23 protein-coding genes are annotated in these 20,721 nt (G+C 64.8%); 9 read left to right on the forward strand and 14 right to left on the reverse strand.

Translation table 11 applies throughout. The features are described from left to right. Positions 1-28: 28 nt before the first annotated feature. Together UNPA324_RS32305 and UNPA324_RS32310 are read right to left on the reverse strand one after the other, a co-directional pair. Complete coding sequence (locus UNPA324_RS32305) at positions 29-1,372, reverse strand: ABC transporter substrate-binding protein (RefSeq protein WP_141938042.1); 1,344 nt, start codon at positions 1,370-1,372, stop codon at positions 29-31. Between the two features lie 85 nt (positions 1,373-1,457). After that, positions 1,458-2,501: a C-terminal binding protein gene (locus tag UNPA324_RS32310; RefSeq protein WP_181769595.1), complete on the reverse strand. Its 1,044-nt coding sequence runs from the start codon at positions 2,499-2,501 to the stop codon at positions 1,458-1,460. 253 nt (positions 2,502-2,754) lie between these two features. Between UNPA324_RS32310 and UNPA324_RS32315 the strand changes: the two genes are divergently transcribed. Then, positions 2,755-4,440, forward strand: coding sequence for a methyl-accepting chemotaxis protein (locus UNPA324_RS32315; protein WP_141939147.1), 1,686 nt, complete (start codon positions 2,755-2,757; stop codon positions 4,438-4,440). A 158-nt stretch (positions 4,441-4,598) separates the two neighbouring features. Here UNPA324_RS32315 and UNPA324_RS32320 read toward each other — a convergent pair whose 3' ends face one another. Together UNPA324_RS32320 and UNPA324_RS32325 are read right to left on the reverse strand one after the other, a co-directional pair. Further along, positions 4,599-5,576 carry a Bug family tripartite tricarboxylate transporter substrate binding protein gene (locus UNPA324_RS32320; RefSeq protein ID WP_128917847.1) on the reverse strand — a complete coding sequence of 326 codons (978 nt, stop codon included), beginning with the start codon at positions 5,574-5,576 and terminating at the stop codon, positions 4,599-4,601. A gap of 98 nt (positions 5,577-5,674) precedes the next feature. Beyond that, positions 5,675-6,610: a DMT family transporter gene (locus UNPA324_RS32325; RefSeq protein WP_164936045.1), complete on the reverse strand. Its 936-nt coding sequence runs from the start codon at positions 6,608-6,610 to the stop codon at positions 5,675-5,677. A 105-nt stretch (positions 6,611-6,715) separates the two neighbouring features. Here UNPA324_RS32325 and UNPA324_RS32330 point away from each other — a divergent pair, with 105 nt between their 5' ends. Continuing rightward, on the forward strand, positions 6,716-7,105 hold the full coding sequence (locus UNPA324_RS32330) for a DUF1330 domain-containing protein (RefSeq protein WP_181769596.1): 390 nt from the start codon (positions 6,716-6,718) through the stop codon (positions 7,103-7,105). Positions 7,106-7,206: 101 nt separating this feature from the next. On the opposite strand, the gene UNPA324_RS32335 is transcribed toward UNPA324_RS32330, so the two are convergent. Further along, a complete protein-coding gene (locus UNPA324_RS32335; protein WP_141938046.1) occupies positions 7,207-8,139 on the reverse strand; it encodes a DMT family transporter in 933 nt (310 codons plus the stop codon). Positions 8,140-8,504: 365 nt separating this feature from the next. Between UNPA324_RS32335 and UNPA324_RS32340 the strand changes: the two genes are divergently transcribed. Together UNPA324_RS32340 and UNPA324_RS32345 are read left to right on the forward strand one after the other, a co-directional pair. Continuing rightward, positions 8,505-9,797 carry an adenylosuccinate synthase gene (locus tag UNPA324_RS32340; protein ID WP_128917844.1) on the forward strand — a complete coding sequence of 431 codons (1,293 nt, stop codon included), beginning with the start codon at positions 8,505-8,507 and terminating at the stop codon, positions 9,795-9,797. Between the two features lie 37 nt (positions 9,798-9,834). Then, entirely contained in the window at positions 9,835-11,433 is a 1,599-nt protein-coding gene (locus UNPA324_RS32345; RefSeq protein WP_141938047.1) for a hypothetical protein, read from the forward strand. Between the two features lie 169 nt (positions 11,434-11,602). Here UNPA324_RS32345 and UNPA324_RS32350 read toward each other — a convergent pair whose 3' ends face one another. The 3 genes from UNPA324_RS32350 to UNPA324_RS32360 form a co-directional block, all read right to left on the reverse strand. Then, complete coding sequence (locus UNPA324_RS32350; protein ID WP_245471834.1) at positions 11,603-11,869, reverse strand: hypothetical protein; 267 nt, start codon at positions 11,867-11,869, stop codon at positions 11,603-11,605. A gap of 257 nt (positions 11,870-12,126) precedes the next feature. Continuing rightward, a complete protein-coding gene (locus tag UNPA324_RS32355) occupies positions 12,127-12,357 on the reverse strand; it encodes a hypothetical protein (protein WP_128916404.1) in 231 nt (76 codons plus the stop codon). Positions 12,358-12,393: 36 nt separating this feature from the next. Next, positions 12,394-12,636: a hypothetical protein gene (locus tag UNPA324_RS32360; protein WP_164935855.1), complete on the reverse strand. Its 243-nt coding sequence runs from the start codon at positions 12,634-12,636 to the stop codon at positions 12,394-12,396. 142 nt (positions 12,637-12,778) lie between these two features. Between UNPA324_RS32360 and UNPA324_RS32365 the strand changes: the two genes are divergently transcribed. Beyond that, on the forward strand, positions 12,779-13,204 hold the full coding sequence (locus UNPA324_RS32365; RefSeq protein WP_141938051.1) for a DUF5413 family protein: 426 nt from the start codon (positions 12,779-12,781) through the stop codon (positions 13,202-13,204). 61 nt (positions 13,205-13,265) lie between these two features. Then, positions 13,266-13,823, forward strand: a complete 558-nt coding sequence (locus UNPA324_RS32370; protein WP_128916401.1) for a DUF4112 domain-containing protein — start codon at positions 13,266-13,268, stop codon at positions 13,821-13,823. 160 nt (positions 13,824-13,983) lie between these two features. On the opposite strand, the gene UNPA324_RS32375 is transcribed toward UNPA324_RS32370, so the two are convergent. The 4 genes from UNPA324_RS32375 to msrA all read right to left on the reverse strand — a co-directional run bounded on the left by UNPA324_RS32375 (position 13,984) and on the right by msrA (position 15,931). Further along, entirely contained in the window at positions 13,984-14,277 is a 294-nt protein-coding gene (locus UNPA324_RS32375; protein WP_128916400.1) for a hypothetical protein, read from the reverse strand. A 214-nt stretch (positions 14,278-14,491) separates the two neighbouring features. Next, positions 14,492-14,656, reverse strand: coding sequence for a DUF3309 family protein (locus tag UNPA324_RS32380; protein WP_141938053.1), 165 nt, complete (start codon positions 14,654-14,656; stop codon positions 14,492-14,494). 108 nt (positions 14,657-14,764) lie between these two features. Beyond that, the gene (gene msrB / locus UNPA324_RS32385) at positions 14,765-15,184 is read right to left on the reverse strand and encodes a peptide-methionine (R)-S-oxide reductase MsrB (protein WP_128916398.1); all 420 of its coding nucleotides are present in this window, start codon (positions 15,182-15,184) and stop codon (positions 14,765-14,767) included. Positions 15,185-15,214: 30 nt separating this feature from the next. Next, positions 15,215-15,931 (reverse strand): peptide-methionine (S)-S-oxide reductase MsrA, encoded by a 717-nt coding sequence (gene msrA / locus UNPA324_RS32390; protein WP_141938055.1) that lies wholly within the window; start codon positions 15,929-15,931, stop codon positions 15,215-15,217. A gap of 262 nt (positions 15,932-16,193) precedes the next feature. On the opposite strand from msrA, the gene UNPA324_RS32395 reads away from it, so the two are divergent. Further along, entirely contained in the window at positions 16,194-17,879 is a 1,686-nt protein-coding gene (locus UNPA324_RS32395) for a caspase family protein (RefSeq protein WP_141938057.1), read from the forward strand. Between the two features lie 163 nt (positions 17,880-18,042). On the opposite strand, the gene UNPA324_RS32400 is transcribed toward UNPA324_RS32395, so the two are convergent. Then, on the reverse strand, positions 18,043-18,309 hold the full coding sequence (locus UNPA324_RS32400) for a hypothetical protein (protein WP_141938059.1): 267 nt from the start codon (positions 18,307-18,309) through the stop codon (positions 18,043-18,045). A gap of 213 nt (positions 18,310-18,522) precedes the next feature. Further along, positions 18,523-19,638: an ATP-dependent DNA helicase gene (locus UNPA324_RS32405; RefSeq protein WP_141938061.1), complete on the reverse strand. Its 1,116-nt coding sequence runs from the start codon at positions 19,636-19,638 to the stop codon at positions 18,523-18,525. A 406-nt stretch (positions 19,639-20,044) separates the two neighbouring features. On the opposite strand from UNPA324_RS32405, the gene UNPA324_RS32410 reads away from it, so the two are divergent. Next, on the forward strand, positions 20,045-20,392 hold the full coding sequence (locus UNPA324_RS32410) for a 4Fe-4S dicluster domain-containing protein (protein WP_181769597.1): 348 nt from the start codon (positions 20,045-20,047) through the stop codon (positions 20,390-20,392). Next, a complete protein-coding gene (locus tag UNPA324_RS32415) occupies positions 20,385-20,720 on the forward strand; it encodes a chaperone NapD (RefSeq protein WP_128916392.1) in 336 nt (111 codons plus the stop codon). Before UNPA324_RS32410 ends, UNPA324_RS32415 begins: the two co-directional genes overlap by 8 nt. The last annotated feature ends 1 nt before the right edge of the window (position 20,721 follow it).

Raw genomic sequence — 20,721 nt, forward strand, 5'->3', positions numbered from 1 at the left:
CGCAATGACGAACCGCTTTGTCGATGCCTTACCGGCCTTGCCGCCGGAAATACCGCTTGCAGCGCTGCTCGGCTTCCGCGGCGGCGGCCTCTGGCGTGGCCGCACCGGTCGCAACTGCGGAGAACATCTGAATCAGCACATAATCGGCGCTGACGGCACCGGTCGCCGTGGAGATCGGGCCCTTGTAACCGTCATAGTATGTGCTGTTCATCGTGTCCTTGAAGATCGAGACCTTGGGGTCGCCTTTCCAAACGGCTGCTTCGGCATAGGCGGCGAGCGGCTGCGACCAATAGCCGGAATTGGCATTGAGCCACGGCTCGTACTGGTCCTTTTCCAGCATGTATTGCAGGAAGGCCTTTGCCGCGTTGGGGTACTGGCTGTGCTTGAACACCATGGCGTTCAGCGTCAGGCCCGCCATCGGAGAGATCTTGGCCACGCCCTTCGGCAGCAATTGATGCTCGCTGTCGTCGGCGATCGCCTTGGTCGCCGGATCGTTCTTCAGCGAGAAATACAGCGAGACGCCGTTGGCGGTCAGCGCGATCTCCTGCGCGGCATAGGCGCGATTGTTGCTGACGTCGTTCCACGAGGTCGTGCCGGCGATGAAGGTCGGGTAGAGCTGCTTGACCCAGTTCAGCGCTGCGATCGTTTCCTTGCTGTTGATGGTGAGGTTGCCTTCTTCATCGAGCAGCGCCGCGTTGTGCGACCACAGCGCCCAGCTGGCAAAGCCGTTGCCGTCGCCTTTGGCGTTGCCGAGCGCGAAGCCGGCCGGCTTGCCGGCCTTGTGCAGCTTCTGGCAGAGGTCGAGGATTCCGGCGTGGTCTTCCGGCACCTTGTCGAAGCCGACCGATTGCAGGATCGACTTGCGGTAGATCAGCGGCCCTGCGGTGGCGCCGAACGGCAATCCGATCCAGGCGTCGCTCTTGTTCTTCTTGCCGTAGCGCCGCGCCAGCGGCAGCCAGCCGCCATAGCGCTTGCCGACATAGTCGGCGACGTCGGTCAGCTCGATCAGCTTGTCGATATAGATGTGCGGTGCATCGGAGAAGCCGATGATGATGTCGGGCCCGGCGCCGGAATTGGCGGTCACCGCGGTCTGCTGGTTGATGTCCTCCCAGCCGACGAAGTCGACCTTGACCTCGACCCCGGTCTCCTTGGTGAACTTCGCCGCATTGGCGCGGAACACATCCTCGTCGGCCTGGACGAAACGCACCGGCCGAAGCATGCGCAAGGACGCGCCCTTCTCGATCTCGCGCTTGGGTGCCGGAACATCGGCAGCTTTGATATTGGATGTTTGCGCTGCAGCACCGGTGGCGGCAAACGTTGCAGCGGATAGGCCCAGCGCCAAGGCATCACGACGGGTGATGTCGTTCCTCATCAGTACCTCCCTATATATGTCCCCTTCCCGGCGTTGATCGCCGGTGAAGGGTCGTTTCGGTCGTTGGCGCCTTTGCGCCGGCCGCTTAGCTGTTAGGCCCGCGATCCATGCTGACCGGTTGCCAGCGACGGAGCGCGGTGTTCTGCAGCACCGACGGATTGACGCAGCTTACCGGCCACATGCCCTGCAGCACCAGTGACAATTCGTAGCCCACCCGGCGCTTGCGCGCTTCGTCAAACCGTGCCGAGGCCGAGGCGACATGGGCGGTCAGGGTCACGTTCTCCATGCCGAGCAGGGGATTGTTGTGCGAGGGCGGCTCCTTCTCCAGCACGTCGAGCGCGGCGTGTGCGATCCAGCCCTCCTGCAGTGCCTTGATCAGGCTCTCCTCATCGACGGTGGCGCCCCGCCCGGTGTTGATGAAGATCGAGCCCTTCTTCATCTGCCGGAAGTGCTTCTCGGTCAGCATGTGATGCACCTCGGGCCTTGCCGGAGCATGCATCGAGACGAAGTCGGATTGCGACAGCACCTCGTTGAGCGTCGCCGGAATCACGCCGTGGTCGTACATCAGCGTTTCCTGGATGAAGGGATCGTAGGCCATCATGCGCAGACCGAAGGGCGCTGCGCGCTTGGCAACCGCACGCGCCACGCGGCCGAACGAGATGAAGCCGAGCGTCTGGCCCATCAGCCTGGGAAGCTTGAGCAGCGCTGGCCGGCCCTCGGCCCAGCGGCCGTCGCGCACCATGCGGTCCTGCTCGACCAGGCGGCGGAAGCCGGCGAGCAGCAGCATCATGGCGTGGTCGGCGACTTCCTCGATGAAGGTATCGGGGATGTTGGTCACCGGGATTCCACGGGCCGTGGCGGCCTTGACGTCGACGCTGTCGACGCCGACCGAGCCGAGCGTGATGACCTTGCAATTGTCCAGGGTGTCGATGATCGACTTGGTAATGGGAATGCCCTTGGCATAGATGGCGTCGGCATTCTTCGCGGCGGCGATGAACCCGGCCTCGTCGGCGGGCGCTTCGACGATCTCTGCATCGATCGGATCGAGCGCCTCGCGCTCATAGGAATAATCGCTGCCCGCGACCGTGAAGCTCGCGCCCTTCGGCGTCACCACCCTGTATTTCGGCATTTTCTCGCTCCCGATTTGTTTGTCGGTTCTTGTTGTGACCCGCCACCGCGGGCGGGCCTTTGCGTCTTTTACGCGAAATCGGGGTGATGGCGTACAATTCCTGGTTGTTGGCTTGGAGATTAATTGCCGCTTTTCGCGGCTGCGTCCGGGCTTCTACGGATGCACGTAAGTAACTTGCTAAGGGCTGTCCCACTAAAGGTTGATTCAAATCAAAGAGGTCTGCGGTGTGTCCGCACCATCCGAGGAGCCCATGGTGAAGTTGAGCAATCTGAAGATCGCCCCGAAGCTCGGCATCCTTGTCGGCGTCACCTTGTTCGGCCTTTGCATCTCCGGCGTCCTCGCCGGCTATTTGATGAAGCGCGAGATGGTGAACGCGCGCATCGACCAGGCCAAGGCGATCGTCGAGCTGGCGCGCAACTATGCGGCCGCACTGAAGAAGCGCGTCGATGCCGGCGAGCTGACGAAGGACGCGGCGATGGCCGAGCTTCGCCGCTACGGAAATGCGATGACCTACGACAACGGTGCGGGCTATCTGTTCGGCACGTCCTATGACGGCATTACGCAGCTCGCGCCCGATCCCAAGCAGATCGGCGCCAACCGCATGGATGTCGTGACCAACGGCCGCAGGCTGTCCGTCGAGTTGATGGACGGCGTCAAGGCGAACGGGTCGATCCTGCTGCATTATGAATATATGAAGCCCGGTCAGGAGAAGCCGATCCGCAAGATCGGCTACGCGGTGGCGGTCCCCGGCTTCGATATGTATCTCGGCACCGGCGCCTATCTCGACGACATCGACGCCAAGATGGGACCCGTCTATTGGCTGCTTGGCCTTGCCATGCTCGGCATCTTCATCGTCGCCGGCAGCGTCGCCTGGCTGATCGGCCGCGGCATCAGCCGCCCGCTGGCGCTGCTCGGCACCCGGATGAGGGAGCTCGCCGACGGCAGGCTCGAGGGCGGCATCCCCGGAGTCGGCCGTGGCGACGAGATCGGCGCGATGGCAGCCACCGTCCAGATCTTCAAGGACAATGCGGTCCGCATCCGCGACCTCGAGAAGACCGAAGCCGATGCGAAGGAGCGCGCCGCGGCGGAACGCCGTACCGCGATGGAAGGGATCGCCAACGACTTCGAACGCAGCGTCAACGGCATCGTCCGCTCGGTCTCCTCTGCCGCGGCCGGCATGCAGTCGACGGCGCAGTCGATGACTGCAACCGCCAGCGACGCCTCGTCCCGTGCGGCGACGGTCGGCGCGGCCTCGCAAAAGGCTTCCGGCAATGTCGGCACCGTTGCGGCCGCCGCCGAAGAGCTGTCGAGCTCGGTTGCTGAGATCTCGCGCCAAGTGACACGCTCGACCGAAGTTGCGAGTCGCGCTGTCAGCGACGCCGAGCGCACCAACGCCACGGTGCAGGAGCTCTCCACCGGCGCCGAGAAGATCGGCGAAGTGGTCAAGCTCATTCACTCGATCGCGGCGCAGACCAACCTGCTCGCGCTCAACGCCACCATCGAGGCGGCACGCGCCGGCGAGTCCGGCCGCGGCTTCGCCGTGGTCGCCTCCGAGGTCAAGGCGCTCGCCAACCAGACCGCCAAGGCCACCGAGGAAATCTCGGCCCAGGTTGCGGCGATGCAGACCTCGACCAGCGATGCGGTGGCGGCGATCGGCGGCATCACGCAGACGATCGCGGAGATGAGCGAGATCACCGCGGGCATTTCCGCCTCGATCGAGCAGCAGGGCGAGGCCACCCGCGAGATCGCGCGCAACATCCAGTCGGTCGCGGCCGGCTCGAGCGAGATCAACGCCCATATCGGCAGCGTCACCTCGGCCGCGGAAGCGACCGGCACGGCGGCAGGAGACGTGCTGACCAATGCCCGCGAGCTGGACACCCAGTCCGGCGCGCTGCGCAGCGCGGTGGACGGCTTCCTCGCCAAGGTGCGCGCGGCGTAAGACGTTCCACGAAGGCGTCGCCATTCATCCAGTCGTCATGCCCGGGCTTGTCCCGGGCATCCACGTTCTTAAGCATCATATGCGTGGATAGACGTGGATGGCCGGGACGAGCCCCGGCCATGACGGAGAAGGCGGAGAACGCAGTTCCCGAGACCGCCCTACTGCTTCTCGATCTTCGCGTTGGTGATCAGCTTCTCCCACAGCACGAGCTGTTCGTTCACGAACGTGCCGAGCTCTTCCGGTGTGCCGGAAAACGCGTCCATGCCGAGCGTGGCGAGCTGGGCCTTGATCTCCGGCTTCTCGACGATCTTCCTGATTTCGGCGTTGAGCCGCGTCACAATCTCCTTGGGCAGGCCGGCCGGGCCGAAATAGCCCTGCCAGGAGGAGATGTCGAAGTCCGGCACGCCGGCCTCCTGCATCGAGGGCAGGTTCGGCACCAGCGGCGAGCGTTCCTTGGTGGTCACGGCGAGCGCGCGCAGCGCGTTGCCCTGGACGTGCGGAAGGCCGGTCAGGATGTCGACGAACATCATCGAGACGCGGCCGCCCATGACGTCGTTCAGCGCCGGCGGCGAGCTCTTGTAGGGCACGTGCAACAGGTCGAGCCCGGCATTGTGCGCAAAGGTCGCGCCCGAGACGATCGCCGAGGACGATCCCGAAGCATAGCTCAGCTTGCCGGGATTAGCCTTGCCATAGGCGACGAGCTCGGCGACGGTCTTGGCCGGCACCTCCGGATTGACGACCAGCATGAAGGGCAAATCGCCCGTGCGCGCGATCGGCGTGAAATCCTTGACAGGATCGTAAGTGAGGCTCTTGAGCAGATAGGGATTGGCGGAATGCGTGGTGTTGGTGGTCACCAGCAGCGTGTAGCCGTCGGGGGCGGCCTTCGCGACATAGGTTGCGGCGAGCATGCCGTTGGCACCCGCCTTGTTCTCGATGATGATGCCGACGCCGAGCGCCTGCGACAGATGCTGCGAGATCAGCCGTGTCGTGGTGTCCGTGCCGCTGCCGGCCGCGAACGGCAAGACCAGCGTGATGTTGCGGCTGGGATAAATGTCGGCCTGAGCCGTGGATGCGGCGGCCAGACACAGTGCGGCCGCGCCGGCGGTTCGCAGGTTTCGAATCAACGCTGAAATCATGTTTGGTCGTTCCCTCTTTTTCGTTGGCGGGGAACCTAACGTGTCCGAATTGGATTCGAAAGGCGGCTGTAGGTCGTGAGTGCGTCCGTCACGCGGAATTACTTCACGGCCGAACCCTGGCGCGAGGCGATCACGACGCCGGCGAGCACCAGCGCGTAGCCGATCAGGTGGAACGGCTGGAGCTTTTCGCCGAGCAGCAGGATCGCCATCGCCGAGCCGAACACCGGCACGAGGTGGAAGAACGGCGCGGCCCGGTTCGGCCCGATCAGCGCCACGCCGCGGTTGAAGAACAGGTAGGCCAGCGTCGACGGAAAGATCAGGATGTAGCCCAGCGTCGCCAGCGTCATCGCGTCGAACTGCAGGACGCGGCCGCTTGCCGCCTCCCAGATCGCGGTCGGCAGCAGCATCGTCGCCCCGCAGCAGGTGGTGAAGGACAGGAATGACAGCTGATGGATCTTTGGCCGGCGCGGGATGAAGGCGGAGTAGATCCCGAACGCCACCAGCGAGGAGGCGAACATGATGTCGCCCCTGTTGAAGCTGATGCCGGCCAGCGCGGCGAGATCGCCGCGCAGGATGATGATCAGGACGCCAACGAGCGAAATTGCGATGCCGGAGAATTGCGCACCCGTCAGCCGCACGCCGAACAGCACCAGCGACCACAGCGCCACGAACAGGGGACCTGCCGACTGGATCAGCAGTGCGTTCAGCGCTTCCGTATATTGCATCGCCCAGTACGAGATCGCGTTGTTGAAGGCAAAGCCCACCAGCGACAGGAACAGCATCAAGGGCAGGCTCTTGCGCAAGGCAGGCCAGTCCCGCTTCAGATGGGGCCAGGCGAACGGCAGCAGGATCAGGAAAACGCCGAACCAGCGGATCGTGGTCACCGTCAGCGGCGGCACATGCGCGCCGACATGGCGCGCGAGCACGATGTTGCCCGCCCAGAACAGCGAGCTCAGGCTGAGCAGCAGATAAGGCTGGTTGTTGAGCCAACTGGCCGGATTGGCGGCCTTTGGCGCGGGCGAAGCAATCGTCATTGGTGTCAGACGGGAGCTTGTGCCGGATTGGCGTCGGGGCACAAGTCACGCCGCCGCAATGCTACAATGCAGGCAAACCCTGAGGAGGTGCCATTGGCGGTTAATATGTTGAACATCGAGGGCCTGGAGCGGCTTGATCCGCAGGCGCCGGTGGTGATGCTGAACCTGATGCGTTTCCACGCGCGCTCGCGCGACGGCGACGGCTCCGGCTGGGACGCCTATTTGCGCTACAGCGCCATCACGGTGCCGATGATCAAGGCGCGCGGCGGCACTTTGCTCTGGACCGGCGAAGCCAAGGCTGTCGCGCTCGGCCCGCACGCGGGCAACGACTGGGATTTCGTCGCGCTGGTCTCCTATCCCAGCGTCTCCGCTTTTTTGGACATGATGACGTCGGAGGCCTACGAAACGCAGGCCGACCCGCATCGTGTCAACGGCTGCGCCGAGCACGTCATCATCGCGACGAGCGAGGCCTACAGCAAGTTCAGGACGAAGTAGATCTGTAGGTGGGCAAAGGCGCGCTCTTCGCGCGCCGTGCCCACCATCTTTTGCGGCTGGCATGGTGGGCACGCTTCGCTTTGCCCACCCTACGTAGGAAGTTACCCCGCCTGCTTCCGCGACGCCACGAACACGCCCGACAGCACCAGCGCAAAGCCGATGAAATGGAATGCCTGCGGGTGTTCGCCGAGGAAGGCCATCGCCATGATCGAGCCGAACACCGGCACGACGTGGAAGAACGGCGCGGCGCGGTTTGCGCCGATCAGGCGCACGCCGCGATTGAAGCAGAGATAAGCGAGCGTCGAGGGGAATACCGCGACGTAGAACAGCGTCAACAGGTTCGGCCCGTCGAGCTTCATCACGGGCCGCGTGGACAATTCCCAGATCTCCAGCGGAATGAGGCAGGCGGCGCCGACCCCGAACGTGAAGGCGAGGAACGACAGGCCGTGCATCGGCGGCCGCTTCAGGGTCAGCACCGAATACAGCGCGAAGATGACGAGCGCGACGATGAAGATGAGGTCGCCCTTGTTGAACTCGATGTTGGACAGCGTGGTGAAATCGCCGTGCAGCAGGATCGTGAGCACGCCGCACATCGACAGCAGCACGCCGAACGCCTGCGCCGCGGTGAGGCGGATGCCGAGGATGGCCAGCGACCACAGTGCCACGACCAGCGGGGCTGCAGATTGCAGCAGCAGCGTGTTGAGGGCCTGGGTGTGCTCCAACGCCCAATATTGCAGCGTGTTGAAGGCCCCGATGCCGGTGATCGAGAGCGTGACCATCAGGCCGAGCTTGCCGCGGATCGCCGGCCAGTCCTGGACAAGATGTTTCCAGGCGAACGGCAGCACCAGCAGGAAAGCGAAGAACCAGCGCAGGAACGATAGCGTGACTGGCGGGATGTGGCCGGCGGCGAGCCGCCCGACGATGGCGTTGCCGGCCCAGCACAGCGCGGTGATGCTGAGCAGCAGGTAAGGCTGGTTGGCGATCCAGCTGTGGCGGGAAGTTTCCGCGCTCGTGGTCTGGCCGGTGGCGGACATTGGGATTGGTATGGCCCCGCGTGCACCGAGGCTTCCGGCCCGGCGGGATCCGGGCCGGCTGATCGCCCGGCGATACCCAAAGACACGGAAATCGGGGCTGCATCAACGGGGGCGGACGCATCGCGACCATGCAGCGGGTCAAATCGGTCTCACGCTTTGGTCGAAGGTTGCTGAGGCGCCCTGGAAGGTTTCTGGATTTTCCGGGGATATCAAAGGCTTAAAGTGTCTCTTGAGCCCCGAAAAAGCCTCGTTCTTGCTTGCCTAGAGCGGCTGCTTCCTTTATCCGGTTGGCTGCCTTGCGTGCGAACGGCTCCCGGCCGTCAGCTTGGCTGGCGCATCTAAAATCTTCGAAGGATTACCCGCGAATGGCCAATGTTGTCGTCGTCGGCGCCCAGTGGGGCGACGAAGGGAAGGGCAAGATCGTCGACTGGTTGTCGGAGCAGGCGGACATCGTCGCGCGCTTCCAGGGCGGCCATAACGCCGGCCATACGCTGGTCATCAATGGCGAGACCTACAAGCTCGCGCTGCTGCCTTCGGGCGTGCTGCGCCCGTCGAAACTGGCGGTGATCGGCAACGGCGTCGTGTTCGACGCGCAGGCCTTCCTCGACGAGGTCGCCAAGCTGCGTGGACAAGGCGTGGCGGTCGGCCCGGAGAACCTGCGAGTCGCGGAGAATGTCACCCTGATCCTGCCGCTGCATCGCGAGCTCGACGCTCTGCGCGAGTCCTCCAACTCGGCGACCGCGATCGGCACCACCCGCCGCGGCATCGGGCCGGCCTATGAGGACAAGGTCGGCCGCCGCGCCATCCGCCTGATGGACCTCGCCGACCTCGACACGCTCCCGCACAAGATCGACCGGCTGCTGGCCCACCACAATGCGCTCCGCCGCGGCCTCAACCTGCCGGAGTTCGACGGCAAGGACATCCTGAAGGAGCTGAGCGCACTGGCGCCGCAGCTGCTGCCCTATGCCGAAACCGTGTGGCGGCTGCTCGACCAGGAGCGGCGCGCCGGCAAACGCATTTTGTTCGAAGGCGCGCAGGGCGCGCTGCTCGACGTCGACCACGGCACCTATCCTTACGTCACCTCGTCCAACACGGTGGCGGCGCAGGCCGCGACCGGAACAGGCCTCGGCCCGAACGCGGTCGGCTACGTGCTCGGCATCTGCAAGGCCTATACGACCCGGGTCGGCCAGGGGCCGTTCCCGACCGAGCTGTTGAACGAGATCGGCGAGGAGATCGGTCGTCGTGGCCGCGAGTTCGGCGTCAATACCGGGCGCAAGCGCCGCTGCGGCTGGTTCGACGCCGTGCTGGTCCGCCAGACCGTGCGAACCTGCGGCATCACCGGGCTGGCGTTGACCAAGCTCGACATCCTCGACGGCTTCGACACGATCGAGGTCTGCGTCGGCTACAGGCTCGACGGCAAGGAGATCGATCATTTCCCGGCCGGCGAGGGCGCCCAGGCCCGGGTCGAGCCGATCTACGAGACCATCGAGGGCTGGAAGGAGCCGACCGCGAACGCGCGGTCCTGGGCCGACCTGCCGGCCCAGGCCATCAAATATGTCCGGCGGATCGAGGAATTGGTGGGGTGCCCGGTCGCACTGCTTTCCACCAGCCCCGAACGCGAGGATACTATCCTGGTGCAAAACCCGTTTGAGGCTTAACGATCTCTTACCAGGACGCGCGTATAGTTGAGTTGAAATGGCTGATTACTATCCGCTGATCGCCCGCGCTATTGCCGCCCTGGACCCCAACGCTCCCGGCGAAAGCCGTCGCGCGCTCTATGAGCGGGCGCGTACGGCCCTGATCGCGCAGCTGCGCAGCGTGCAGCCGCCGCTCTCCGAATCCGAGATCACCCGCGAAAGGTTGTCGCTCGAGGAGGCCGTCCGCAAGGTCGAATCGGAGGCGGCCCAGCGCGCCCGCGAGGCCTCGCGCCCCGGTGGCGGCGCGCGTAGCGGCGGCAGCGGGGATGCCTTTCGGCGCGCCAGCACCAGCACAAGAACCGCCGAAGGCACCACGGCGGCGGCCCCGCCGCGGACGCGTCCGGCGCCGCCACCGCCGCGGGCCGACCGTCCGTCCTTCAACGTCGACGACCAGGGCGATGCCCAGCGTCCGCCGCGCGCTCCCCGCTTTGACGCCCCGCGCCAACCGGCACCGTCTGCGCCGCCACCGATGCCGGAGCCGGCGGCCGGACGCGACCGCGCCGGTGCGCGCCGTCCGCCTGATGTCGGACCGCCGCCGCCGCCGGCACCGGGCGTGCGCGGCTTCCGCGACATCACGGCCGACGCCAATGATCTCGGCGGCGCTGCCGCGCAGGCCAGCCGCGCCGCGCGGCGCACCTACGCCAACGTGCCCTCGCCCTCGCCGGAATTCGACCGGCTCGAACCGAGCCTGGAAAACCGCGGCGGCGAATCCGAGGCGCCCTATTCCTACGACGAGTCGATCGAGGAGGCCGAGCGCTACACGCCGCAGCCGCCTTCGCCGCGTCCGCGTATCGCGCCCGAGCGCGACGCCAAGAAGCGTGTCCGCACCGGCTCCGCCTTTCCGTTCAAGAGCGCGATCGCCGTCGGCATCGTGCTGATTTTGGTCGGTGCCGGCATCCTCTGGGGCAAGCCGCTGCTCCAGATCGCGACCAACCTGTTCAAGTCCTCGCCGACCCAGGTGGTGGAGGCGCCGAAGGATGCCTCGCAGCCGCAGACCAAGCCGAAGATTCCCGATCGCGTCGGCCAGCCCTCGGCCAGCGACCAGCCGGTCGCGCCGGTGGCGCAGAAGGTCGTGCTCTATGACGAGGATCCGTCCGATCCGAAGGGCAAGCAATATGTCGGCTCGGTGGTGTGGCGGCTGGAGCCGATCAAGGCCTCGGGCAACCAGAAGGCCGACGTCGCCGTGCGCGCCGACATCGAGATCCCCGACCGCAAGTTCAAGATGACGATGTCGTTCCGCCGCAATACCGATTCCTCGCTGCCGGCGAGCCACACGGCGGAGCTGACCTTCATCCTGCCGCAGGATTTTCCGGGCGGCAGCGTCTCCAACGTGCCGGGCATCCTGATGAAGTCGAACGAGCAGGCGCGCGGCACCCCGCTCGCAGGCCTCGCGGTCAAGGTCACCGACGGCTTCTTCCTGGTCGGCCTGTCCAACGTCGACGCCGACCGCTCGCGTAACGTCCAGCTCCTGAAGGAGCGCTCGTGGTTCGACGTGCCGCTGGTCTATGCCAACCAGCGCCGCGCCATCATCGCCATCGAGAAGGGCGCCCCCGGCGAGCGCGCCTTCAACGACGCGTTCGCGCAGTGGGGCGACTGAGGCGCTGAAGTCATTCCGGGGCGTGCGAAGCACGAACTACGATGCGCAATTGCGCATCTGAGAATCCATTTCCCCGCACGCCGCGCTGCACGATGGATTCCGGGTTCGACGTTTCCGGGCCGCGCTTTGCGCGGTCCCGTCGTGTCGCCCCGGAATGACACGACTGCAGTTACTGCGCTGCCGCTTCCCGCTTGCGCGATGCGGTGGCTTCGCGGTCCATCACGGCGCGGCAGCCCGGGCTGACCTGCGCCTTGTTCCGGACCATGCAGGCCCTGACCCGCGGAATGTCGGGAATTTCACTGGAGCACAGCCGCATCGCATCGCCGGTGCACATCTGCTGCGCTTCGGATGAGAAGGCGAGGCCCGGTGAGGTCTGGAGTGCGATGGCGGTGGTTGCGACGGCGAAGAGCGAAGCGATGGTCTGATAGCGTGTCATGCAGAATGGATCCCCGATGTCCCTGGGCTTGAGCCGCTTGGTTCTTGGGCGCCGCACACGACTTGATCTGCCGCATGTCACAGCCTTCACGCCGGGAACTCACTCCCGCATGTGGTCGCTCGATTTCTTGATGTTCGAATCGAAAAGTGCTGCGCCGCCCGAGCGAAGTATGCGCCATTGTCGCGCGGCTGCAATGGTCGGCATGAATGAAATTGCAGCTGTTGCGTGGACGTCACGCAGAAGGCGTGCGCGTGCGATCAGATCAGCCGATCGGAGGACGCGCTCGCTTGTTCCATATCGTTCGCGCCAAGCGCGGCGGCGTGTTCCTCGACGGCGGTGACGCCTTTGGCCGTGAGCTCGAACAGGTCGCCGTCCTTCATCACGTAGCCGTCGGCGATCAGTTGCCCGATCTTGCCTTGCCGGTCGTCGGCGAAGGCAATGGATTGGCTGATATCCCGCAGGATTGAGAGTTCTTCCTCGTGCAACATGGCTTCACTCTCCGTTCGCTGGGGATCGTATTCGCCTCACATGCCGTGGCTCTGAAACACCTTGCTGCACGACTTCGACAGCTTGGCTCGGTTGGCTTGCAGGCAGCTCTGCACGGCGCCGTCATTGCCGAGGTCCTTGCGACAGAGGCGCGATGCGTCCCGCGAGCAGGCCTGCTGCTCCTGCGGCGAGCCCATGTGGCCTTGCGCAAGAGCGGGTGCGTTCGGCAGGCCGGTCAGGGCTGCCAGCGTGATTGTCGCCAGTAGAAATTTGCGGGCCATCGGCGACTCCAATCTGCCAGGGATCATTCAGGTCCTGTCTGAACTCGTCGCCCTCTCACTTGTTCCCCAAAGGCAGAGCCCGCCCGCTATTCAAGGTTCCCGCGGCGCTGCTATAACCGCGGGAGAAGTGTGAGGGTGTTTGATGAAACGCTATCTGGTGTTTGCGCTGGTTGGCCCGTTCGTCGGCGGGTTCCTGCTGCTGCTCACGACGACCTATCAGTCCGGCTATTGGGCCCAGACCAGTCTCGGCGAGGTCGGCAAGTTGTTCGCAGTGTTCTTCAAGACCCTGCAATATAGCTATCTGTTCGGCTTGCTGCCTTCGCTGATGATCGGCGCGATCGATGACATCCTGGTCCACGTCAGGCGGATCGGCCCCGGCTTGCGGATGTTGCTGGTCGGCCTGTTCGCCTTCGTGCTGGCCGCGCTCACCTACAGCTCTCGCGGGCCGGATTCGGGCGCGGTGCAGTTCATCCTGTACGGCCTCGTCGGGTTCGTGCCGGCGGCGATGTCGTCCTGGCTCGTGCATAGATATGTCAGGGAGCCGCAAGCAGTGGCGGCGCCGACCTGAGCGCGCGACGTTCGGGCGCGGCGCGGCAACTTCCGCCGCGCCGGCGCGTTCCCTCGAGGTCATGACCATGTCCGACGACGATATTCTCGCTCCGCGCAGGCCCCGTTCGGGGGACGGCTCGCGCACGTCCTTTTCAGGTACAGAGGCGCGCGGGCCGATCATCGACCAGGACGGCCGGGAAATCCGCCCCGAAACGCTGGAGCAGGGATTTCGCGAGTTCCGTGTGGAGTTTGGCAAGGACAATCCGTTCTCGGGAAGCCCGTTCGGCAATCTGACGCGGGAGCAGCGGATTGCGCGGCTGGAGGCGATCGCAAAGCTGCTCGACATCGCCTTCGTCCTGCCCGGCACCAACATCCGCTACGGCATCGATGGGCTGATCGGTCTGATCCCTGTCGTCGGCGACATCATCACCACGGCGATCTCGCTGTGGCTGGTGCGCGAGGCCCGTGCGCTGGGCGCGCCCTGGTACGTCACCGCGCGCATGCTCGGCAATGTTGCGCTCGACGGCGTGGTCGGCATGGTGCCGTTCGCGGGCGACGCTTTCGACGTCATGTTCCGCGCCAACATGCGCAACGTGCGTCTGCTCCGCCGCTGGCTCGACAAGCAGCCGCGGATTTAAACGCGCTATTCTTCGCAATTGATTATGCCCGAACGGTCGTCATGCCCGGGCTTGTCCCGGCCATGACGGCTGCGGAAACACCGGCGCTCAAAAACGCAAAAAGCGCGACGACCTTTCGGCCATCACGCTCTCCGCGCACATCGGAGGCTTGCGAATAAGCTTACGCCGCGTCGGCGTCAGTCTCGGCGACCGGCGCCGGCTTGGGCCGGCGCGGCAGCGGGAAGGCCTCGCTCTCATAGAGCGAGCGGATGCCGTTCTGGTCGAAGCGCGCTTCCTCGACCTGGAGATAGGCGCCGTTCAGCGAATCCGTCGGCAACTGCTCCATCGCGAACTGCACGGCTTCGGCCGCGGTGCCGAACCGGCGATAGGTGAAGCCCGCACGCTTCTTCTTGCGGATCGCGGCGGGGAAGAGTTCGGCGGAGGTGTTGAAGTTGAACGGACGCAATGGACGCATGGTCAAAGACCTCGTGATCTTCTCTGGGGCTTTAAGCGCGTGGGGTTTGGGAGGACAGGGGCCGCAATCGAGCGAGCCCGCCGCACATGCCATTTTCGCCCCCTAATATAAGCCGATCTGACAAAAATGCGACCCCTGCGATGCGAGATGATGAATCCGCGCATGGCAGCTACGCAGCTGCGATAAATCAAGCGATATCAATGGCTTGTTTGGTTTACAATTTACCCAGAAGCAGCAGCACGACCAGCACTACCAGCACGACCCCGCCAATCCCCATGCCGGAATGGCCAAGGCCATAGCCGTAGCCGCCGAACCGGCCGGACAGGCCGCCGACCAGATAGATGATCACCAGGATGATCAGGATGGTCCCAAGGGTCATGGCATCCTCCCTGGCGGCCGGCTGAGATGCGATGATCGGCCGCACCGCCCAAGAAGAAAAGCACATCGCGTCGTCGGGTTCCACGGGGGAACACGGCGCCACGCAGGGTTATTTCGGCTCCAGCTTCAGCGCGGCCGAGTTGATGCAGTAGCGCAGGCCGGTCGGCCCGGGGCCGTCGGGGAAGACGTGGCCGAGATGGCCGCTGCATTTGGAGCAGAGCACCTCGGTGCGGATCATGCCGTGGCTGGCGTCCCGCTCCTCGTCGATATGGCTCTCAACGGCGGGCTGGGTGAAGCTCGGCCAGCCGCAGCCGGAATCGAACTTGGCGTCTGACTCGAACAGCACATTGCCGCAGCCGGCGCAGACATAAGTGCCGGCACGATGGTCGTGCTCATATTCGCCCGTGAAGGGACGCTCGGTCGCCTTCTCGCGCAGCACCGCATACTGCATCGGCGACAATTCGCGCCGCCACTGCTCTTCGCTCTTGATGACCTTGTCATCGGTGGTCTTCGCTTTGGTGTCGGGCATGGGTCTCCCGTTCCTGAGGTGATCTTGCGATCAGTTGGTGGCCTTGCTGGCGCTCACCAGCGTCGGCTTTTCAATGTAGTTATCCGCGAACAGCTTTTTCAGATTCTCGACCTTGGGCAGGTCGTTATAGGCGATGTAGGGCTGGTTCGGGTGCAGGGTCAGATAGTCCTGATGGTAGGCCTCCGCCGGGTAGAACGCCTCCAGCGCGCCGACCTTGGTCACGATCGGCTTGTTGAACACCTTGGCGCCGTTGAGCTGGGCGATGTAGGCCTCCGCCACCTTCTTCTGCTCGTCCGAGGTGGTGAAGATCGCCGAGCGATATTGCGGGCCGGTGTCCGGGCCCTGGCGGTTGAGCTGGGTCGGGTCGTGCACCACCGAGAAGTAGATCTGGAGGATCTTGCCGTAGGAGATCTTCTTCGGATCGTACTTGATCTCGACCGACTCGGCGTGGCCGGTCCGGCCGCTCGACACCGTCTGATAGTCGGCGGTCGCCTTGGTGCCGCCGGCATAGCCGGAGACCGCGTTGACGACGCCCGCGGTGTGCTGGAAGACGCCCTGCACGCCCCAGAAGCAGCCGCCGGCGACCACGGCGGTCTGGATCCCGCTCGTGGGGGCCGCATCCATGGCGGGGGCCGGGATCACGACCGCATCCTCCGCAGCCCGGGACGGTGTGGCAAAGGCCAGCGCAAAGGTTAGCGAGAGGGCGGTGGTTGCGGCCAGCAGGGAGGCGAGGGCGGGTCGGCGCATGGCGGATCCTGTTTCAGAAGGTCTGACAGTCTAGAGCGATCAGGGCTAGACGAACAGTTGTCCGGCCGCCCTTTCGCATCATCCGAGGTACGGACGCAGCCGCCCATTGTTACGACGGGACGGACACGAGTCCGTGAAACGAGCCGTGCGGGATGGCCCAGCGCGCGCCCGCCTTGGCGGGACCGGGAACTCCGCGCTAGATGAACCCGGGCGATCGATCATCGACTCAAGACCAACTTGCCGGCTGGAGCAGGCTGACACCATGCTGCGCGTCGTTTCCCTGACCCTCGTCATCCTGGCTGCCGGCGTGTCCAGCGCGGCTGCCGACCCGCGAGCCGACGACCTCACCATCTGCCGCGACCGCCAGGCGGAGGCCCAGGCCCGCGCGAGCGCCTGCGAAAGTCTCTTGAAGGCCGAGCAGCTCGGCGGCAAGGATAAGGCGATCGCACTTTCCGTGCGCGGCAACACGCAGATCAACAAGCGCGACTACGACCACGCGATCGAGACGCTGTCCATCGCGCTCGATCTCGATCCGGACTACGTCATCGCCCTCAACTTGCGCGGCCTCGCCTATGAGCGCAGCGGGAAGGAGGATCTCGCGATCGCGGATTACAATCTCGCGCTTCAGAAGCGTCCGACCTACGGCGTCCCTTACAACAACCGCGGTGTCATCCAGCTGCGCCGCGGCGCCCTGCAAAGCGCGCTCGACGATTTCAGCCTGTCGATCAAGTACACGCCGAAATTCCTGCTCGGCTGGACCAACCGCGCCCGCGTGCGCACGCTGATGAAGGATTTCGACGGGGCGCTCGCCGATTTTGCCGAGGCCGAGACAATCGATCCGGCCGCGCCGCAGATCGCCGGCAACCGCTGCATCACTTACGGCATGATGCGACAATTCGATCAGGCCTTTGCCGACTGCAACCGCCTGATCGAGAAACAGCCGAAGAACGTGTTTGCGATCAACAACCGTGCCGACGTCAACATGATGAAGGGGGATTTCGACGCTGCGCTGACGGACTACAACACGGCCATCCAGATCAACCCCAACAACGTCCGCGCCCATTCCGGCCGCGGCCAGATCTACGAGCGCAGGAAGGATCTCGCCCAAGCCCGTGCCGACTATCGTGCCGCGGCCTATTCGCTGACTAGGTTCGACGAGATCGACGTGGCGCGCGCCCGCGCCACCGCGCAGGAGCGGCTCGCCGCGCTCATGCCGCAGACGCCGGGGAGCGCACCCACCGGCCGCCGCGTGGCTCTGGTGATCGGCAACGGCGCCTACAAGAACGTCCATGCTTTGCCCAATCCGCCGCGCGATTCCAAACTGATTGCGAGCGTGCTGCGCGAGGTCGGCTTTCAGACCGTCATTTCCGCCAGTGACCTTACCCGCGAAAAATTCTTTGACGCGTTGAAGGCCTTCGCGGAGGAAGCGGAGAAAGCCGATTGGGCCGTGGTCTATTACGCCGGCCGCGGCTTCGAGATCGGCGGGGTAAATTATCTCGTTCCCGTCGACGCCAAGCTCGCCGCCGACAAGGACGCCGAGACGCAGGCGGTCGCTCTCGAGCAGGTCATCGCCGCGGTCGGCGCCGCGCGAAAAATGCGTCTCGTGGTTCTGGATGCCTGCCGCGACAATCCGTTCGCGCCGATCATGCAGCGCACGCTGTCGCTGAAGCTGGTCGATAAGGGCTTTTCCAACATCGAGCCCGGTGCCGGCTTCATGGTGGTCTACGCCGCCAAGCACGGCGAGACTGCGATCGACGGGGACGGCAGCGCCAACAGCCCGTTCGCCACCGCGCTGGCCCGTGAGATCAAGCAGCCCCGCGTCGAGATCAGAAAACTGTTCGACATCATCCGCGACGACGTCTGGGCCGCGACCAGGCACGAGCAGCAGCCCTTCACCTACGGCTCGCCGCCGGGACGGGAAGATTTTTACTTCGTCGCGGGGAAGTAACGGCACGTGTGTGGGACGCGACGGCGGAGCAACAATCTCCGCTGTCGTCCCTGCGAACGCAGGGACCCATAACCCCAGGGAGGAGTGTGAGGCAAAGCTCCCACTCCGAGTCTTCGTCAAACTACTCCCTGTGATGATCGCGACGAGCACAAAACGCGTCCGCTCAGATTAGCGAATTGAACCAGTCGAATGCGGTCGTTTGCCCGTTCAAGACGGTGCTGTTGCCACAGAGACTTGCCAGAAGCGTGACGCGATGGCTTGCGCCACCAACCGGTACGCCGTCCGCGAAACGTCCACCGGCGGCAATCGCCGGCTTGACCAGTCGCGGGTGCAGCGCCTCGTCAGCCAATCCTGCCGACTTCAGAAACCCGCGGCGGCTCGCGCTGGAGGTATCATCGCGCGTATCGAGGTAACCGGTCTTCCGAAGCACTCAGCCATGCGTGTCCTCCTGCCGACTGCGCGGTGATACATCTTAAAGCCCAGCGCTTGGTGAATGCATCTGCGCGGTCCGGATGACGGCATCACACCACGACGCTCAGTGCCGTAGGGTGGGCAAAGCGAAGCGTGCCCACGATCTCTTGCTTGCAGAGAGACAGCGTGGGCACGGCGCGTTGCGCCTTTGCCCACCCTACGGGAGCGAACTCTAAACGACGATACTCAGCCGCTTCGCCGCTCGCGTGATGCCCGTGTACAGCCACCTGGCGCGGCTCTCCTGAAACGCAAAGCTCTCGTCGAAAAGCACGACGTCGTCCCATTGCGAGCCCTGAGACTTGTGCACGGTGAGCACGTAGCCGTAGTCGAATTCGTCATAGGGCTTGCGCTGCTCCCAGGCGATCTGCTCGATGCCGCCCTCGAAGCAATCGGCGCGCACCGAGACCTTCGTCACCTTGTGGCCGAAATCCTCGTCCGGCGACAGCCGCATCGAGAGAATGCGCGACTTCGAGCGCGAGGTGTTGCGCGATTTCACCCGCCACAGGCCGCCGTTGAACAGGCCCTTCTTGCGGTTGTTGCGCAGGCACACCAGCTTGTCGCCAGCGACCGGAAAGGCGTCCTCGATGTTCTGGCGCTGCCGTACCCGCATGTTGTACGCGCGGCGGGTGTTGTTGCGGCCGACGAGGACCTGGTCGGCGCCCATGACCCGATCGGGGTCGAGCTCCTTGCGCGAGACCACCTCGCTCTCGCCATAGCGGCCGATGTCGAGCTCGCGGCCTTCGCGCACGTCCATCGACATCCGCACGATCGGATCGTCCTGCGCCTGGCGGTGCACCTCGGTCAGCATTGCATCCGGTGAGGTGTTGGTGAAGAAGCCGCCGCCCTGGATCGGCGGCAGCTGCGCGGGATCGCCCAGCACCAGCAGCGGGCAGTCGAACGACATCAGGTCGCGCCCCAATTCGGCGTCGACCATCGAGCATTCGTCGATCACGATCAGCTTTGCCTTCGAGGCCGGCGCGTCGTCCCACAATTCGAAGCTCGGCTGCTCCTCGCCGGATTCGCGGGCGCGGTAGATCAGCGAGTGGATGGTGGAGGCCTCGTCGCAACCCTTGTTGCGCATGACGAGGGCGGCCTTGCCGGTGAAGGCGGCGAACTTCACGTCGCCGTCGACGCCGTCGGCGATGTGCCGGGCCAGCGTCGTCTTGCCGGTCCCGGCGAAGCCGAACAGGCGGAACACCTGCGGCGTGCCACTACGGCCGGGTTTTGCTTTGAGCCAGTCGCCGACGGCCTTGAGCGCGGCATCTTGATGCGGAGTGAAGGTTGGCATTGTTGTCTTGAGGAAGGGCGACGCGCGGCGATTCGCCGCTCTCCAAGGTAACCATTCGACCCGTCCTTTCAAGGCGGATGCGGCCCGAAGATCGAGGTCGGCAACGCCTGTTGGCGGCTGCCTTCTCACCGCGTGAAGCGGCTTCGTCCGCACAAACATGAAGGCCGGGTAAACGCCTTGATCGATCGGCGCAATTTCACGCCGCGGTGGACACGCAGGTTAATCGTTGCTTGCGCGTGTTCGCAGGGGGCCCGGTTGATCTAGCGCAATGCGATATGGACAGCACGAACCTATGGTCCGCAGCGGTGACAATGGCGTCGACCGAGATGCGCCCGATGGGGCGCATTCTCCTGGACAATTCCTGAACACGGGTCTGCCCGTTGGGGATTCGGATATGCCGAGACCAATGTCACGACGCTCGCTATTTTCTGCCGTTCTGCCTTTCGCATCCGGCCGCGACGCGCTTGCGTCGCGCCTCGAAGAGACGCGTCCCGAGCAGGTGGCCACCATCTCCAGCGCGAGCGCCTGCGTCGAAAGACATGGCGTGGTCTGTCGCCGTTGCGTCGAAGCCTGTGAGCATTCCGCTATCCGCATTCTGTCGCGCGAGAAGCTGGGCGCGGTGATTGATGCTGCGGCCTGCACCGGCTGCGGCGACTGCATCCCGGTCTGTCCGGTCGAAGCCATCGCGCTCGCGCCGCGGGACCGCATAGCGCTCGTATCCGAACTTGCAAACCTGGTCGTGCACAATGGCTGAAACCACCAACATCTGCGGTGTTGCCGTCTATCTCGCCCCGGATGCGGAGCGCGATCTGACCGACCGGATCCTGGCGCTGCCCGGCGTCGAGCTCGAGGCCGCGTCCGGCGACAACAGGCTTGCGCTGACCGTCATCGATACGCCGGCCTCGCTGGCGATCGACCAGATCGCCGCCATGCATCGCCTGCCCGGCGTCGTCAGCGCCTCGCTGATCTTTCATGCATTCGATACGCCCGACGACGAGAGCGCCGTCGAGCCCGAGCCGGCCGCGTGCTGCGGCGGCCTCTGCCAGAATTCCGGCGCGCACGCGCGCGCTTCCACAATTTGAG

Origin of the sequence: Bradyrhizobium sp. UNPA324 (genome assembly GCF_006658635.1) — a bacterium.
Taxonomy (GTDB): domain Bacteria; phylum Pseudomonadota; class Alphaproteobacteria; order Rhizobiales; family Xanthobacteraceae; genus Bradyrhizobium; species Bradyrhizobium nanningense.

Bases quoted from the DNA above. Each gene is read 5' to 3' on its own strand.
- UNPA324_RS32305 (WP_141938042.1), bottom strand. From the start codon at position 1,372: ATGAGGAACGACATCACCCGTCGTGATGCCTTGGCGCTGGGCCTATCC.
- UNPA324_RS32310 (WP_181769595.1), bottom strand. From the start codon at position 2,501: ATGCCGAAATACAGGGTGGTGACGCCGAAGGGCGCGAGCTTCACGGTC.
- UNPA324_RS32320 (WP_128917847.1), bottom strand. From the start codon at position 5,576: ATGATTTCAGCGTTGATTCGAAACCTGCGAACCGCCGGCGCGGCCGCA.
- UNPA324_RS32325 (WP_164936045.1), bottom strand. From the start codon at position 6,610: ATGACGATTGCTTCGCCCGCGCCAAAGGCCGCCAATCCGGCCAGTTGG.
- UNPA324_RS32330 (WP_181769596.1), top strand. From the start codon at position 6,716: ATGTTGAACATCGAGGGCCTGGAGCGGCTTGATCCGCAGGCGCCGGTG.
- UNPA324_RS32335 (WP_141938046.1), bottom strand. From the start codon at position 8,139: ATGTCCGCCACCGGCCAGACCACGAGCGCGGAAACTTCCCGCCACAGC.
- UNPA324_RS32340 (WP_128917844.1), top strand. From the start codon at position 8,505: ATGGCCAATGTTGTCGTCGTCGGCGCCCAGTGGGGCGACGAAGGGAAG.
- UNPA324_RS32345 (WP_141938047.1), top strand. From the start codon at position 9,835: ATGGCTGATTACTATCCGCTGATCGCCCGCGCTATTGCCGCCCTGGAC.
- UNPA324_RS32350 (WP_245471834.1), bottom strand. From the start codon at position 11,869: ATGACACGCTATCAGACCATCGCTTCGCTCTTCGCCGTCGCAACCACC.
- UNPA324_RS32355 (WP_128916404.1), bottom strand. From the start codon at position 12,357: ATGTTGCACGAGGAAGAACTCTCAATCCTGCGGGATATCAGCCAATCC.
- UNPA324_RS32360 (WP_164935855.1), bottom strand. From the start codon at position 12,636: ATGGCCCGCAAATTTCTACTGGCGACAATCACGCTGGCAGCCCTGACC.
- UNPA324_RS32365 (WP_141938051.1), top strand. From the start codon at position 12,779: ATGAAACGCTATCTGGTGTTTGCGCTGGTTGGCCCGTTCGTCGGCGGG.
- UNPA324_RS32370 (WP_128916401.1), top strand. From the start codon at position 13,266: ATGACCATGTCCGACGACGATATTCTCGCTCCGCGCAGGCCCCGTTCG.
- UNPA324_RS32375 (WP_128916400.1), bottom strand. From the start codon at position 14,277: ATGCGTCCATTGCGTCCGTTCAACTTCAACACCTCCGCCGAACTCTTC.
- UNPA324_RS32380 (WP_141938053.1), bottom strand. From the start codon at position 14,656: ATGACCCTTGGGACCATCCTGATCATCCTGGTGATCATCTATCTGGTC.
- msrB (WP_128916398.1), bottom strand. From the start codon at position 15,184: ATGCCCGACACCAAAGCGAAGACCACCGATGACAAGGTCATCAAGAGC.
- msrA (WP_141938055.1), bottom strand. From the start codon at position 15,931: ATGCGCCGACCCGCCCTCGCCTCCCTGCTGGCCGCAACCACCGCCCTC.
- UNPA324_RS32395 (WP_141938057.1), top strand. From the start codon at position 16,194: ATGCTGCGCGTCGTTTCCCTGACCCTCGTCATCCTGGCTGCCGGCGTG.
- UNPA324_RS32405 (WP_141938061.1), bottom strand. From the start codon at position 19,638: ATGCCAACCTTCACTCCGCATCAAGATGCCGCGCTCAAGGCCGTCGGC.
- UNPA324_RS32410 (WP_181769597.1), top strand. From the start codon at position 20,045: ATGTCACGACGCTCGCTATTTTCTGCCGTTCTGCCTTTCGCATCCGGC.
- UNPA324_RS32415 (WP_128916392.1), top strand. From the start codon at position 20,385: ATGGCTGAAACCACCAACATCTGCGGTGTTGCCGTCTATCTCGCCCCG.